Origin of the sequence: Bartonella sp. MR110HLJHH, from assembly GCF_042194225.1 — a bacterium.
In the GTDB taxonomy this organism is placed as follows: Bacteria; Pseudomonadota; Alphaproteobacteria; order Rhizobiales; family Rhizobiaceae; genus Bartonella; species Bartonella grahamii.
Window position 1 is genome coordinate 184463 of record NZ_JBHIMQ010000001.1, and the last position, 15737, is coordinate 200199.

Here is a 15737-nt window from a genome sequence, read left to right on the forward strand (position 1 = left end):
AGCATTATTAAACTCTTAAAAGGATTTATACACATTTATAAAACCTTAAAAGCACCACAAAAACTCTATGTGGTGCTTCTAAATAATGCCATACGCCTATTTTGATGAGTTGCATGCAAATATTATTCTAATGCAAAACTATTTAGGTGCTATCACCATCATCATTTGCCGGCCTTCAAGCTTTGGCTCCAATTCAATTTTGGCAATTTCACTTGTATCTTCTTTCACACGCTGAAGAAGCTTTAATCCAAGATCTTGGTGAGCCATCTCACGACCACGAAAACGCAAAGTAATCTTTACTTTATCACCATGATCAATAAAGCGATGAACAGCCTTGAGTTTGACTCCATAATCATGGACATCAACATTTGGGCGCATCTTAATCTCTTTGATTTCGATGACTTTTTGCTTCTTACGTGTTTCAGCAGCTTTTTTTTGGGTTTGATATTTTAATTTGCCCAAATCGATGATTTTACATACGGGTGGCTCCGCATTTGGTACAATCTCAACCAAATCAAGCCCCGCATCTGCAGCCATAGCAAGAGCTTCTTGTATCGCAACAACCCCCTGATGTTGTCCCTCATCATTAATAAGCTGAACATGAGGTACTCGGATATCCTGATTTGAACGTGGTCCGTCTTTTTGGGTAGGTGTCATTTTAAACGGTTTACGAATGGTTTATGCTCCTTAATTTTGATTCAACTACAGTTAATTTAATATACAATTATGTACCTAAAAACAACTATAATTCGTGTCTTTTTCATTATTTGATTTATTACTTTTTGGAATGATTTAGATTATAAAAGTTTTTCTCTTAATTTAAAGGAATTGTTTTATGGAGGATAAAGAATCATGGATCAAAATATTCCTTGTCAGTTTTTTTCGTTTGAGAACACCGCACTTGCAGTACGTTATCGCAAAGGCAGCCATTCTCTAGGTTTAGTTTGGCTTCATGGCTATCTGTCCGATATGTCAGGGGATAAGGCGATGTTGGTTGATAGTTTTGCTCAGAAGAATGATTTGTCCTGCTTACGTTTTGATTACTCTGGACATGGAGAATCTGAAGGTGATTTTTTTCAAGGAACGATTTCACGCTGGGTTAAAGAAAGTTTAGCGGTTTTTGAAAATTATTGTGAGGGGCCACAAATTTTGATTGGCACCTCTATGGGCGGGTGGATTGCGCTAAAGCTTGCTATGATGCTAGCACAGAAAAATAAGAAGCTTGCTGGCATGATATTGATTGCTCCAGCACCTGATTTTACACAAACATTGGTGGAACCAAAATTAGGCCCAGAAGAATGGAAGATTTTGGAGGAAAAAGGCTATATTGAACGACCTGCAGTTGATGATACAGAGCCAATGCCCTTTACAAAAACATTGATTGAAGATGGACGCGAAAATTGTGTTATGAAAGGATGCATTGATGTTGGGTGTCCAGTCCATATTTTACAAGGGATGGAAGATGAAGATATTCCCTATCAGCATACATTGACTTTACTTGATCATTTACCTCTCCATGATGTAACATTGACACTTGTTCGTGATGCAGGTCATCGCTTTTCTCGTCCGCAAGATTTAGATTGCCTCGAAACGGTATTGAGATCTTTTATTAATCAGATTAATGCAAAATAAGGGGTACATTTATTGATGAAGATAAAAATATATGAGCATTTCTAAACAGCATTTTATTTTTTCTGATCGCTCTGTACCTGTACGGGTGCGGGAAAATAAGTGCGCGCGCCGTCTTACCTTACGTATTGATGCGAGCGGACGGAGGATTTGTGTAACAACACCACCAGCGATAAGTCTCTGTACGATTCAAAGTTTTATTGAAAAGCATCGGTCTTGGATTGAGGCACGTCTTGCTCGTGTACAAATCTCTCATGAAAATGCTTATCTCAAAGAGGGGGCAACGATTCCTTTATTGGGTGTTTGCCATTCCATAAAGCATAGAGAAGGACGTGGGGTGACGGAAATTATTGCAGGAGATGCAGAACAAGACCCTCAAATTATCGTTTATGGTCAATTAGAATATTTGCCAAGGCGTGTTGCTGACGTTTTGAAAAAACAAGCAGCACGTATTATAACACCTTTGGTGGCACATTATGCCCATAAAGTAGAGCGTAAAGTCAAATCAATTTGTTATAAAGATACGAGAAGTCGTTGGGGGTCTTGTTCAATAGATAAGCGTCTTTCTTTTTCTTGGCGCCTTGTTATGGCACCAAAAGAAGTTGTGGAATATGTTGTTGCTCATGAGGTTGCTCATCTTGTTGAAATGAATCACGGTCCAAGATTTTGGGCTCTTTGTGAAGAACTATGTCCTGATAGTAAAACGTATCGTGCTTGGTTGAAGGAAAATGCTCATAGATTGCACGCAATTAATTTTGATTCATATAATTTAAAGGCGTAAAAAGCTTTCCAATGAAGGCAATATTTAACGGAACTTTTTGTCGAGTGTTTTGTTGTGTGTGTACTTGCTCATGCATAATGAGGAAGCCATTGAAGCTCTCAGCACGATTGTTCTCCCCTGCTTGGTTTGCTGAGTGTCTTCAATGTTTTTGCTTTATCTTTTTTGTAATTCAGCGTAATAACCTTAAGTTCCGATAACTTATAAAAAAATGGGAAGGGGAGCTTATGCCTGTTCTTACAGATCCACTTCAGCTATTACAAAGACTTATCCGTTGTCCTTCTGTTACACCTCATGAAGCAGGGGCTTTATCAACTTTGGAACAATTTTTGAAAAAAATGGGATTTCATGTTGAGCGCCCTATTTTTACGGATAAAAATACAGATAATGTTGAAAATCTTTATGCAAAAATGGGAAATGAAGGACCCCATCTTATGTTTGCAGGTCATACAGATGTCGTACCACCAGGCGCATTGGATGAATGGACCTATTCACCTTTTGAAGCTGTCATAGATCAGGGAAAATTATATGGGCGGGGTGCTGTTGATATGAAGGGCGGAATCGCTTGTTTTATTGCGGCGTTGGCTCGAGTTCTAGAAAAACAGTCTATTAAAGGAACAATAAGCCTTTTGATTACCGGTGATGAAGAGGGACCTGCTGTTAATGGTACCGTCAAACTTCTCAAATGGGCAGAAAAAAAAGGCGAAAAATGGACTGCGGCTCTTGTAGGGGAACCAACAAGTGTAAAAACTGTTGGGGATGTCATCAAAATTGGTCGCCGCGGATCGATTTCTGGTATCATTACCGTGAGAGGTCGCCAAGGTCATGTTGCTTTTCCAGAGCGGGCTGCTAATCCCTTGCCTTTAGCAAGTAAGCTTATTCAAGCATTGACACAAACTGCTTTAGATAAAGGGACAGAGGATTTTCAACCCAGTAATTTAGAGCTAACAAGCATCGATACCGGTAATTTAGCGGTCAATGTTATCCCAGCGCAGACAACAGTTCATTTTAATATACGCTACAATGATCTTTGGACAAAAGAAACACTGATGGAGGAAATTAAAAAGCGTCTTGCTTTGGTGCAATCAAAAAACAATGATGATCAATATCCCTCTTATCAGTTTGAATGGATTCCAAGTTTAGGGGATGTTTTTTTGACCAAAAATGATAAACTCATTCAGACTTTATCCAATGCTATTAAAAATGTAACAGGGAATATACCAGAATGTTCCACTTCTGGTGGTACTTCAGATGCGCGATTTATTAAGGATTATTGCCCAGTGGTTGAATTTGGCTTACCAGGGCAAACGATGCATATGGTAGATGAGTGTGTAGCCCTTGATGCAGTGGAAACGCTTACTACTATTTATGAGCGTTTTATTGTTGATTTTTTTGCATGAAGAAATGATTGCTGGTTCAAAAATACCTTTATCTTGTTGTGCCATAAGATATTGCCATTTGAGGTGTGGTAATATGAGGCACGTAAGACTTAATATATTAAGTGGGTTTAGAATAAGTGATGAATATTCTTAAGTTGTGATTTTTGCCTGTAGAGTCTTTCGTTAAGTGAATTACATAACTGGAAAGCCAAGCGGGACCTGCTTTAAGAAGCAGAACTGTTTACAGACCATATTAGGTTAAAAATATTCGTTCTTTAAGTGTAGAAAGGAAGTCAATACGCAATCATATATGGAAAATAATGAATATTATATCATCATTGTGTGATGATAGGTTGAAGCCATAAAGACACACAAAAACATGCTGCTATTGTACAAAATTCGCACAACATAAATATGCTCATTCACAGCTCATGCCTTAATATGGTTTCTGCACTCTCATAAAAGATACTTCTTGTTTCAATTAGCCTCTCTTAGAGTAAAGCCCATAGAAATGCGCTTTAAGTTTGTTTTATTTCATATATTTTCCCCTTCTTTTTTTCCCTAAAAACTTCCATTGAAAAATCATTACGAGATAGAAAGTGAGCTTATTTAATCAGCTTTAATATTGGTTATGATAAAGATACACAGAAATTCTTTTGTAGCAGCACGTTGACTTCTTCAGCCAAGGATTGTCCTAGTATTATTCTCAATTTTTTAATAAAATAACCTTAAAGGACGCGTACAGACACTCATAAGTATGTATGCAAGTAAGATCATATGGGATTAATATCGTTTCGCTCGCTAACAAAGCAATTCCGATTCATATCTGGTATATTTGCCATTTGAGTGCATTATTTGTTTAATAAAGCTCATGATTTTGCTGTGATCTATAAATCAATACCGATCATACAGCCGCGTATCTCAAATAAATATTGGTTCAGTATTTTTTACGACAACAGCTTTTATATGCCAGAATAGGATAAAAGTATGGTGTATATCTATTTTTTGTAATCTCTGAAACAGACATACAACCACAACCTGATTGAGGGAAAATATAAAGGTATAAAGGTGAAAATCAGTGTGCTTTTTTACTCTCCTTTTTTATTCGGTTTTACGGTTTTCAAACTTATCTAGAGTAATATCTTTTTAAATAATTAGAGATTGATACATGGTTTCATGCTCATTTCTCTGGTTCTTTAAATGGTGCCACGATTTCATAAAGAACAATATATTATCATATTATGTATTCGCATACTTGTTTTAAAGAAATTTTCTCAATGTTTGTCACATTCGTGCCACTACGGTGCTTATGAATAGTGTAATATAAAATTTTCCGTGAAGTGTATAAAGTCTACAGTGCCTCACCATCTTTACGTTTATGAAAAAAAAGTTAGACCACCACACACTTTCTAGCTCAAAATATTGCGATAGCTTTTAGCACTTAAGAGTGTTCATAAGAGTTCTTTTTACTTCTTTTTTATAGCTTTTATCCATACACTTCTCTACTTTTAAGGTGTAAGCAAATGGTGGTAACTAATTTACTATAAATAGTTTTGAGATTAGAGTATCTCACGATACTCTAATCTCGCCTTTTCTATGAAAAATGATGATTATGATTAAAATAAGTATGTTGTTATAAAAACTTTAGTTTGCGAGTTGGCTGATGATGTGATCAAGAACAATACGTCCTTTGGTTGTCGCTTTTAAGCGTTGGTTATCCACCATTTCTATCAATTCTTGGTGTTGTAAATCGATCAGTTTTTCCATTGGGATGCGTTTAGGGCTTAAGGTTTCATAGCGTATAAGCTCTAAGCCTTCGCAAAGGCGTAATCCCATAAGGAGCATTTCATTTGCCTGTTGTTCAGTGGTTAAATGTTCCGTTTCAATACAGCCATGTCCTGTTGTTTCTACCAAATTAAGCCACTGTTCGGGATGCTTTTCATTTATTGTGACATAACGTTCGCGGTTTTCAAGGTGTGATGACAATGTTTTTGAACAGGCAGAGGAATGATTCGGTGCGTGCTCAATGAAACGTCCATGTGCTCCTGGACCAAAGCCTGCATATTGGTGATAACGCCAGTAAAGAAGATTATGCGCTGATTCGGCACCGGGAATTGCATGATTTGAGATTTCATAGGCAGGAAGTCCATGCAGTGCTGTTATTTCTTGGGTAAGATTATACAGATCTGCTGCTAGCTCTGATGGGGGAAGGATAAGTCTTCCTGCATCATGAAGCCGTTTAAAGGCAGTTCCTTCTTCGATCGTCAATTGATAAAGAGAAAGATGGTCCGCTGCCAAATCAATTGCTTGTACGAGTTCAGATTTCCATTGTTCAAGGGTTTGTTCGGGGCGGGCATAAATGAGATCAAAGGATAAACGTGGAAAAATTTGCCGTGCTAAATCAATGGCACAAAGAGCTTGTTCCACATTATGGAGTCGACCAAGTTTGCGCAATGCTTTATCATTGAGCGCTTGTATCCCTAGAGATAAGCGGTTAACACCTGCTGCACGGTATCCACGAAAGCGCTCTGCCTCCACACTGGATGGATTAGCTTCTAATGTAATTTCAACTTTATCATCAACTACCCATTTTTTTGCAAGTGCTTGCAATAGGGCATCGACAGTTTGCGGCTCCATAAGAGAAGGAGTTCCCCCACCAATAAAAATACTTGTAATATGGCGTGGGCCTATTTTGTGGTATTGCGTTTCTATTTCGCGCTTAAAGGCGGTGACAAAACGTGGTTGATCAACACCATGGATGCGAACATGCGAATTAAAGTCACAATAAGGACATTTAGCTGCACAAAAGGGCCAATGAATGTAAATGCCAAAAGGTTCATTCATGAGAATGCTAAAAGGTTTTCTGCCAAAAGTTTGAAAGCACGTGCGCGATGTGAAAGAGGGGGAATATCATTACATTTCCAGTTGTGTTTTTGCTCTGTTGACATTTCTCCAAAGGTATTTTCATATCCATCTGGTAAAAAAATAGGATCAAAACCAAAGCCTTTGTCGCCCCGTGGAGGCCAAAAGAATGTTCCTTCAACGCATCCGCGGAAGTAATCTGCATGAGCATCAGGCCATGCAATGCAAATGACGGATATAAAACGGCATTTTCGTTGGCTTTTTTCTCGCGCTCCGACTTTTTGGAGTTCATTTTCTATTTTTTTCATAGCTTTTGGAAAATTACGTGTGCCATCGGCTTGAATTGCCCAATCAGCGGTATAAACGCCTGGCGCACCCTCCAATGCATCTACCTCTAAGCCTGAATCATCAGAAAGGGCAGGAAGTCCTGTCTTTTTTGCTGCTGAAAAAGCCTTAATATAAGCATTTTCTTCAAATGTTTTTCCCGTTTCTTTTGGTTCTGGCAAGCCCAGTTCTTTTGCCGATTGTATTATTAAATCGAAAGGCGTAATTAAAGTAGTGATTTCATGCAGTTTGCCGGTGTTATGTGTAGCAATGACAAGTTTTTTATCTGCTATGCTTCTCATATAGATTTCTCCAAAAATGAAAGGGGAACTATTTTTGTGCTAAAAACCAGCTTAAATACTCATATACACACATTCTGCTTGATTTTACATGATATGATTATTTTACACGTTTTATGATATTTTATTCCAACAAAATTTTTTATCTTGTACAAAGATAACCTTGCAAAAATATGAAAGGCATGTCTTTTTGATGATAGCACTTTTATGGTAAATTTCCAATTTCCGGCTTGCTCTAAAAGGTGAAATTTTCTACTTATAGCGGTTTTTAAACAATCCAGATTCTCTTAGTCAAATTCTCTTGGCAAGTCCCTACAGCAGACCACTTTATAGATCAACTCTTATCTTAAATATTTTTCACACACTCTAACAAAAAATACCTCCTGCGTAATTTATCAATCATCATTCTGAAAGGTAGCATTTTACGGCTCAATAGGATAATATGCTTTTATACTACTTTAGACTATTTGACCAAACCTTGGCAAAACTTATATAAGAGATGAGGATTTTAAAAGTAGTGAAACAATTGTGATGAAGCACAAAACTATTGATAATGAACTAAAATATCTTGATGAACGTTCACGTGATATTTTTCGCCATATTGTTGAAGCTTATCTTAATGATGGTGAACCTGTAGGGTCACGCAATCTTTCACGGCTTTTACGACAGACATTATCACCTGCGACGATTCGCAATGTGATGAGTGATCTTGAACATCTCGGTTTGATTTATGCACCACATGTTTCTGCGGGTCGAATGCCGACACAATCAGGTTTACGCTTTTTTGTAGATGCATTTATGGAAGCGGGTGATTTGCCAAACGAAGAGCGAGAAAATATTGAAATGCAAGTCAAAGAGGCTGGTCATGCACAATCGGTTGAACATTTTCTTGTTCAAGCAAGCCGAGTTCTTTCAGATCTTTCACGTGGGGCAGGGCTTGTTTTAGCAACAAAACAAGAAGGAACATTGAAACATATTGAATTTGTGCGCCTTGATAGGGAGCACGCTCTTGCCGTTTTGGTGACTCAACAAGGTGAAGTTGAAAATCGTATTGTTCATTTGCCAGAAGGGGTTACTCATGCACAACTGACGGAGGCAACGAATTTTCTCAATGCTCATATTCAGGGGCGAACATTGAGTGAAGCTAAAGAGGAAATTGCACGTTTATGCTCAGAAACACGGGCTGCACTTGATGATTTATCGCATCATCTTGTTGAAACGGGATTAGCTCTTTGGGGAGGAGAAGGTGCTGATCATAAAATACACCTCATTGTTCGCGGGCGTAGCAATTTACTTGAAGATGTGAAAGCAGAAGAAGATTTAGAACGATTACGCCATTTGTTTGATGATCTTGAAACGCGTGAGAGTATGGCACAGCTTCTCGATTTAACGGATGAAGGTTCTGGAGTTCGAATTTTTATTGGTTCAGAAAATAAGTTATTTTCACTTTCTGGTTCTTCTTTAGTTGTAGCGCCTTATCGTGATTCACAACAAAGAGTCATTGGTGCTTTAGGCGTTATTGGTCCTACACGGCTTAATTATGCAAGGATTGTGCCCATGGTTGATTATACAGCTCAACTTGTGTCACAGTTATTGCGTTAAAACGATGCAGGTAAGTATTTGTACTATAAAAGCTCATTGTATTATATACATCGATACCCCTTGATTTTTGTCTGTAGAATTTCGATATCGAGAATAACGAATCTTATGAAGGAATAAAATTTTTATGTCTGATGAAAAAAACAAATTTACTGACGCTTCATTTGAAAATTGTGATTTAAAAAATCCAGCTGATCGTAATACACTTAAACAGGCAGCCGATGAATTTTTAAAAACACATAAAACAGAGGAACACGAAGACGTTGAAAAAGAAAGCAATGAGGTTAGTGATCTTTTAGCGTCTTTGCAGGATGAAAATAAAGAACTGAAAGATCAGCTTTTACGTCTTGTTGCAGATATGGAAAATCTTCGACGCCGTACTATGCGAGATGTGGCGGATGCAAAGGCTTACTCCATTGCTAATTTTGCACGGGATATGTTATCGGTTTCTGACAATCTCAATCGTGCTTTGGAAGCTATTCCAGAAGGGGCGCGGGAAAGTGATGCTGGTTTGAAATCATTGGCAGAAGGCGTTGAAATGACTGAACGTGCCATGATGGCAGCATTAGAACGTCATGGGGTGCAAAAAATCCATCCAGAGGGGCAAAAATTTGATCCTCATTTTCATCAAGCGATGTTTGAAATTCCTAATGCCGATGTTCCAGATAATACTGTTCAACAAGTTGTTCAGGCAGGCTATATTATCGGGGAAAGGGTGTTACGTCCAGCTATAGTGGGTGTAGCCAAAGGAGGAGCAAAAGAAGCTTCTGTTGAAACTGATTCTGCTTAAAACACATCAATAATAAATCTCCAACATAAAATGCAGTATTCCCTGCAATTACACATATATGAGGTCTTTTCTCAAAGAGTTTTTAAAGGGTGTTATAAACACCCTTTTATCTTTGAAGTGCCCAACTTCCTTTTATAAGATACACGGCCTCGCTTGAGGGAGATGACGATGAAAATAAAACAAAGTGATCGACCTCAAAAGGAGGGATAAAAAAATCATCTTGAAAAGATAGATAAGAAGAAAGATCTTCAAGATTGATATCAAATATTCGTGCAAGAGTAATATGTGGAGTAAATTCTCTTTCATCAGGCTTTAACTCTAATTTATTCCGGATATATTGCATCTTTTCATGTAAAAGATTAAGCTTTTCACAAGGTTCAATGCGAACTACAAGAGAATGGGGAGTATTTTCTGAACCAAAAATATCAAAACCATCTATTTGTAGCATAAAAGGAGAGAGCTTTATTGTATCAAAGGCGTGCATAAGTGCATCTGCGGTAGCACTTTCAACTTCACCGAAAAAAGATAAGGTGACGTGAAAATTTTGCGGGTTGATCCATTGCGCTTTTGGTAAGCCATTTTGCAACGATACAAGTTGTTGTGTTGTTTGTTGAGGAATCTGAAGGGCACTAAATAGACGACCCATAATATTATCTCCTTATAATGAAAGAGGCTATCCAAAGCGCAATATAGATAATAAGGGCGAGGCATGTACCATAGAAAATAAGGCAATAGTATTGAAAAAGAATGTCTAAAAAATGCTTACTATAATTATGAGCGTACAAAGCTTATTCGTTTTAAAAAATGGTTATGATATCGATAAGAATTGCGTTTTCATGAGCTGTATCACAATGATGTGCAATGGAAGATTCCTTGTGTATTATAAAGACTACAAATTTAGCAGAAAATAAGAAAAGTTGATAGATTTTTGATGTGCTAAATTATTTTGACATCTATCTTTAGCTTAAAATAAAGCATATTCTAATACAAGGTGAAGAGTTCTCTTTTTCTGTAAAGATTTAATTATACGATTAAGTCGGGTAATAGCCGTAATACGCAAAACTATTCAAATTGATCAAATAATGTTAGGAAAGGAAGGAAAAACTCCAGTATAATAAAATTACTATAAACTTTTACATTTATGATAATTATGCTAATCTATAATGGATATGAATATTGGTATAAAAGCGGGAAGAGAAATTAAAATTCAAAATAATGATGGACAATTCCTATTTTCTAAGAATCATCATCCTTATTTTATGGTGAGAAAGCGTTAGTTTTCCTCTCCAAAGTTGTTATTGATAAGCTTTTCAAGAGCATTAAGAGCATCTGTTGCTTCTGGTCCTGAAACACGAATGGTGAGGTTACAACCGGATGAAGCCGCTAGCATCATAAGTCCCATAATTGATGATCCACCAACGATTTTTCCATCCTTTTCAACTTCAACAGTAACATTAAAATTGTCAACAGTTTGTACAAATTTTGCAGAAGCACGTGCATGCAAGCCACGTTTATTACAGATATTGAAATGACGACTTATACATGGGAGGGTATCTTTGGAAAACATTGGTATTTTATTATCCGCTATAAAATCATACTTGGTACATTAATATATTTACGCCCTGCTTCTTGTGCTATTCTTAACGCGTCTGATAATGAAATATCAGGACATTTGCGAATAGAAATCAGTTTAATAAGCATGGGCAAATTAACACCCGCAATCATTTCAACGCGTCCTTTTTCAATAGCAGGAACAGCTATATTCGATGGTGTTCCACCGAACACATCTGTTAATATGATTACGCCATGATCCGTATCTGTATCGGTTACTGCGGCTATAACATCACCTCGGCGCTGATCTATATCGTCATCGGGATAAACGCATATTGTTGCGAACTTTTCTTGTACTCCAACAACATGTTCCACGGCATGTAAAAATTCGACAGCCAGCTCACCGTGCGTTACAAGCACGAGTCCAATCATTTACGCAAACTCCTGTTAACTAATAAGATCCGACCATATTGGTGGGAAACACATTTTACAAGGCTTTGTCTTGCTGCCAAGAAAAATTTGCAAAAAAAAGGCAAAAATAGTGATTTTTTTATCTTTAGAAAAAAATTAGACAGATTTTTGCCATATTTTTCTAAATAAAAATGCTTCAATAGCTTGACAAATGGCTGTACAATCGGCTTCACGAAGAGAGGGAAGTTTTAAAAGAGGAATGTGCAAATTTTCAAATTGAAAAGTTTTATTTGTGGAAAAACGTTCATATTCCGGACCGAGAAAAATAACACAATCGATAGTTGTGTGCTTTTCAAATTCCACCATATAAAGACCAACGCCACGAATCTCGATACCGCCCTCTAAATTATCAGGAGTGTATCCGTGAAGCTTTCCATTTTCCGCACGCAACATTGTATAATCATCACTGATAAGCTTCGCTTCACGTTTTGACCACTCAGCACGGTCGAGCAAAGAAAGGGTAATGGTTGATTTTCCTGATCCCGATGGACCCATAATTAACAGCCCCTTGCCGCCCAATTGAAGGCAATTTGCGTGGAGTATTTCACATTTTGTTTTCATGCCTTTTACTTTGGATAAAAGATTTATTTAGCGAGGGGAAGCATAATAATAAAACGTGCACCAGTTTTACACTTTCCAAGTGTAGGATCAATAATATTTTCGGCTGTAATTGTCCCATTATGAGCTTCGATGATTTGCCGACTAATAGAAAGGCCAAGTCCAGAGTTTTGTCCAAAAGCATCTTCGTTTGGTCGATCTGTATAAAAACGCTCAAAAATGCGTTCAATATTTTCTGAACGAATACCTGGGCCATTATCTTCAATGGTTAAAATAAGGGTTGAAGCATGACTTTTCATAGTAATGCAAATTTTGCCACGATTACGAGGAATAAAAGAACGTGCATTTTCAAGAAGATTTGAAATCACTTGCCCTAAACGGAGTTCATGTCCCAATACAAGATAGGCTTTTCCATGAGGACGTGGGACAATATTAAGGCTTATATCAATGGTTTGCGTATTACGATACACTTCCTGAACAGCATGAACAAGACTTTCCAAAAGCGGTGTCATATCAACAATCTCTGCGGTTTCTCGTGCAAGCTCTGCATCGAGCCGCGATGCATCAGAAATATCTGTAATCAACCGATCAAGACGGCGCACATCATGTTGAATAATTTCAAGCAATTTCTCTTGTGCTTCTTCATTTTTAGCCAGAGGGAGCGTTTCAACAGCACTGCGTAGAGAGGTGAGAGGATTTTTTAATTCGTGGCTTACATCAGCAGCAAAGCGTTCAATGGCTTCAATACGCATATACAGGGCATTAGTCATATCACGAATAGAGGTTGAAAGGTGACCAATCTCATCTTCACGCATTGAAAAATCAGGAATTTCTACACGCTGATTATTGCCATTACGCACTCGATTAGCCGAGGCAGATAATTTACTTAATGGATGGGCAATCGTATGGGCCAAAAAGAGAGAAAGAACCAAAAGTACGCTGCCTACAACGGCAAAAACTTTAAAGATAACCAGTCTTTCACCTTTTACAATGTTATCAATATCAGAACCAGTGGTTGAAAGAAGAAGAGCTCCAACCACTGCGCGATAGCGTTGCACAGGAACGGCAACAGAAACAATTAATTGACCTTGTCTGTTGCGTCTTTTAGCCGTAGCAAGAGATCCGTTTAATGCGCGGTACACTTCTGGATAAGCAGCAATACCACTGGTTTTTGTTTGTTCTCTGTCAAGAGCAATACCTTTACCATAAAATGTGCTTGAATACCATGAAGTAAGGCGATCCCACATGCTTTGTTCTGTTTTAAGTGGGGGTAAATCATAACTAAAAACTTCTCCACTAGAATAAAGAACGCGCGAATCAAGAAGGAGAGTAGCATCACGATCATAGATACGTGCTCTTGTCGTTTTAGGTGTGATGAGACGCCGTAAAAGAGGGGCAACTTGCTCAGGGTTAATAGGGAAATCCCAAGAATCGGTTGATTGAGGGGCGGGTGTAACGCTTTCACCAGTTTGTAACTCTAAGAGTTTTTGGGGATCAATGAGGATAGAATTTGTATCTACTGTTGCAGAAGCAGCAATAGCCCCAGCAATAATTTTTCCTTGGGTACATAAACTTTTAATTTTTGCTTCAATTAAACCATCGCGAAATTGGTTAAGGTATAAAATGCCTGTAACTAAAATGGCAAGGGCAGCAATGTTTAATATAACAATGCGACGTGTGAGGCTGGAAAAAAGCAATTGTCTAAAGAGACGTTGTGTTCGGAGATGCAAACGGGCAAACATAAGAAATGGCGTTGAGGATGTACCATTAACGGTTGTTTTTTGTAAAGTTTCCAGTTGAGAATTGTCTGTCATCGATTTGATTGCCGTTCAAATTTTTGCGACAAAGTAGTTTTATACCTCGTGGAAACGATAACCTACACCATAAAGTGTTTCAATCATTGCAAAATCATCATCCACTTGTTTAAACTTTTTACGCAGACGTTTAATGTGACTATCAATGGTGCGATCATCTACGTAGACTTGATCACTATAGGCAGCATCCATTAAAGCATCACGACTTTTTACAACTCCTGGTCTTTGTGCTAAGGTTTGCAGAATCAAAAACTCCGTAACGGTTAAAATAACAGGTTTATCTTTCCATGTACAGGTGTGGCGTTCTTGATCCATCACAAGATCTCCACGTTTGAGAGAAGAGGTGGAAGAAGTTCCTGTAGAAAGTGGTTGGTTACGTGCATTAGAACGGCGCAAAATGGCTTTCACGCGTTCAATGAGAAGACGTTGGGAGAAAGGTTTAGTAATAAAATCATCAGCTCCCATTTTGAGACCAAATAATTCATCAATTTCATCATCTTTAGAGGTAAGAAAAATAACTGGAAGATCAGATTTTTGACGTAAACGACGCAAGAGTTCCATCCCATCCATTCGGGGCATTTTAATATCAAAAATAGCTAAGTGTGGAGGGTGAAGTGTGAGACCCTTGAGTGCGGATGCTCCATCTGTATAGCTTTCAACTCGATAGCCTTCTGTCTCAAGCGCAAAAGATAAAGACGTCAAAATATTGCGATCATCATCAACAAGTACAATCGTTTGTGTGATTGTTGGTGTATCTTTCATGGTTTCTTAGACCTTTCTATTGCTGTGGTAGCAAATTACCCACACTTATTTATATGGGAGTTCATATTTTTTTTGCAAAACAAATATGATACAAATTGTAGCAAAGTAAAAAACCTTTTGTCATTACTGTAAAATCTTGTTTTGCTTTCATAATTTATAATGTTTCTACGTCTATTAAGATCCCTTCGTTTGAGAGAAAATTTTCATAAAGGCTTTTTTTATCAAGGTTTATTACCAAGTTGATTATTGTATTTGTCCCATAATTGAACAGGTATAGTTTTGATTGTTGAAGTTTAGAAAATATGCCTATGTGTTTTAAGAGCAAAGAAAAGAATGTGGCAATATATGCACAAAAATTTGTTTCTGCTACACGAAAGGAGGTTGTAATGGGATTTTTTAATTTTATTAAAACTGTAGGGGAAAAGTTAGGTATTGGGGACCATGAACCAAAAGAAAAAGATTTTAAGACAGCATTTGATCATTTTCAACTCGGTACAGAAAAAGTAAATATTCAAGTTGAAGACGGTAAAGCTATTTTAAGTGGTGAAGTTCCAGACAGGGAAACACTTGAAAAAGCATTGCTGGTTGTTGGCAATTCACAAGGTATCTCTTCTGTAGATGTTGATCAATTAAAGGTTATAGATACAACGCCCAGAAAACCTTCTCGCTTTTATGAGGTTAAATCTGGTGATAATCTTTGGAAAATTGCTGAAGAGGTTTATGGAAAAGGGCAAGGTAATAAAAACACGTTTATTTTTGAAGCCAATAAGCCAATGCTAAAATCTCCCGATAAAATTTATCCTGGACAAGTTTTACGTATTCCTGAAATTGACCATAGTTAATTCATCAAAGGGGAGAATTTTTTACTGATGGCATTAAACAAAAAATAAAGAAGCGTACAAAAATTTCACGCTTCTTCAT

Annotated in this window: 15 protein-coding genes; 6 read left to right on the forward strand and 9 right to left on the reverse strand. The window is 37.5% G+C overall.

All coding sequences use genetic code 11. The features are described from left to right. Positions 1-138: 138 nt before the first annotated feature. Positions 139-657 carry a translation initiation factor IF-3 gene (gene infC / locus ACFIKB_RS00720; protein WP_026500140.1) on the reverse strand — a complete coding sequence of 173 codons (519 nt, stop codon included), beginning with the start codon at positions 655-657 and terminating at the stop codon, positions 139-141. Between the two features lie 195 nt (positions 658-852). Between infC and ACFIKB_RS00725 the strand changes: the two genes are divergently transcribed. The 3 genes from ACFIKB_RS00725 to dapE all read left to right on the forward strand — a co-directional run bounded on the left by ACFIKB_RS00725 (position 853) and on the right by dapE (position 3807). Then, entirely contained in the window at positions 853-1632 is a 780-nt protein-coding gene (locus tag ACFIKB_RS00725; protein ID WP_375635390.1) for an alpha/beta hydrolase, read from the forward strand. A gap of 31 nt (positions 1633-1663) precedes the next feature. After that, positions 1664-2410, forward strand: a complete 747-nt coding sequence (locus tag ACFIKB_RS00730; protein WP_375635391.1) for a M48 family metallopeptidase — start codon at positions 1664-1666, stop codon at positions 2408-2410. A 224-nt stretch (positions 2411-2634) separates the two neighbouring features. Further along, positions 2635-3807: a succinyl-diaminopimelate desuccinylase gene (gene dapE, locus ACFIKB_RS00735; protein WP_375652570.1), complete on the forward strand. Its 1173-nt coding sequence runs from the start codon at positions 2635-2637 to the stop codon at positions 3805-3807. 1623 nt (positions 3808-5430) lie between these two features. Here the strand turns inward: dapE and hemW are convergent. Continuing rightward, a complete protein-coding gene (gene hemW, locus ACFIKB_RS00740; protein WP_375652572.1) occupies positions 5431-6630 on the reverse strand; it encodes a radical SAM family heme chaperone HemW in 1200 nt (399 codons plus the stop codon). Then, positions 6627-7274, reverse strand: a complete 648-nt coding sequence (gene rdgB, locus ACFIKB_RS00745) for an RdgB/HAM1 family non-canonical purine NTP pyrophosphatase (RefSeq protein ID WP_375652573.1) — start codon at positions 7272-7274, stop codon at positions 6627-6629. Before rdgB ends, hemW begins: the two co-directional genes overlap by 4 nt. 528 nt (positions 7275-7802) lie before the next feature. Here rdgB and hrcA point away from each other — a divergent pair. Both hrcA and grpE read left to right on the forward strand, forming a co-directional pair. Beyond that, a complete protein-coding gene (hrcA, locus tag ACFIKB_RS00750; protein ID WP_375635395.1) occupies positions 7803-8873 on the forward strand; it encodes a heat-inducible transcriptional repressor HrcA in 1071 nt (356 codons plus the stop codon). Between the two features lie 124 nt (positions 8874-8997). After that, a complete protein-coding gene (gene grpE, locus ACFIKB_RS00755; protein ID WP_375635396.1) occupies positions 8998-9660 on the forward strand; it encodes a nucleotide exchange factor GrpE in 663 nt (220 codons plus the stop codon). 106 nt (positions 9661-9766) lie between these two features. Here grpE and thpR read toward each other — a convergent pair whose 3' ends face one another. The 6 genes from thpR to ACFIKB_RS00785 form a co-directional block, all read right to left on the reverse strand. After that, entirely contained in the window at positions 9767-10306 is a 540-nt protein-coding gene (gene thpR / locus ACFIKB_RS00760; protein ID WP_375652574.1) for an RNA 2',3'-cyclic phosphodiesterase, read from the reverse strand. A gap of 627 nt (positions 10307-10933) precedes the next feature. Next, entirely contained in the window at positions 10934-11227 is a 294-nt protein-coding gene (locus ACFIKB_RS00765) for an HPr family phosphocarrier protein (RefSeq protein ID WP_012754483.1), read from the reverse strand. Between the two features lie 17 nt (positions 11228-11244). Further along, the gene (locus ACFIKB_RS00770; RefSeq protein ID WP_375635398.1) at positions 11245-11643 is read right to left on the reverse strand and encodes a PTS sugar transporter subunit IIA; all 399 of its coding nucleotides are present in this window, start codon (positions 11641-11643) and stop codon (positions 11245-11247) included. Between the two features lie 135 nt (positions 11644-11778). After that, a complete protein-coding gene (locus ACFIKB_RS00775; protein ID WP_375652576.1) occupies positions 11779-12243 on the reverse strand; it encodes an HPr kinase/phosphatase C-terminal domain-containing protein in 465 nt (154 codons plus the stop codon). A 23-nt stretch (positions 12244-12266) separates the two neighbouring features. Next, positions 12267-14054 carry a stimulus-sensing domain-containing protein gene (locus ACFIKB_RS00780; protein ID WP_375635400.1) on the reverse strand — a complete coding sequence of 596 codons (1788 nt, stop codon included), beginning with the start codon at positions 14052-14054 and terminating at the stop codon, positions 12267-12269. Positions 14055-14093: 39 nt separating this feature from the next. Then, positions 14094-14816 carry a response regulator transcription factor gene (locus ACFIKB_RS00785; RefSeq protein ID WP_005774392.1) on the reverse strand — a complete coding sequence of 241 codons (723 nt, stop codon included), beginning with the start codon at positions 14814-14816 and terminating at the stop codon, positions 14094-14096. Between the two features lie 386 nt (positions 14817-15202). On the opposite strand from ACFIKB_RS00785, the gene lysM reads away from it, so the two are divergent. Further along, positions 15203-15658 carry a peptidoglycan-binding protein LysM gene (lysM, locus tag ACFIKB_RS00790; protein WP_012754487.1) on the forward strand — a complete coding sequence of 152 codons (456 nt, stop codon included), beginning with the start codon at positions 15203-15205 and terminating at the stop codon, positions 15656-15658. Positions 15659-15737 lie beyond the last annotated feature (79 nt).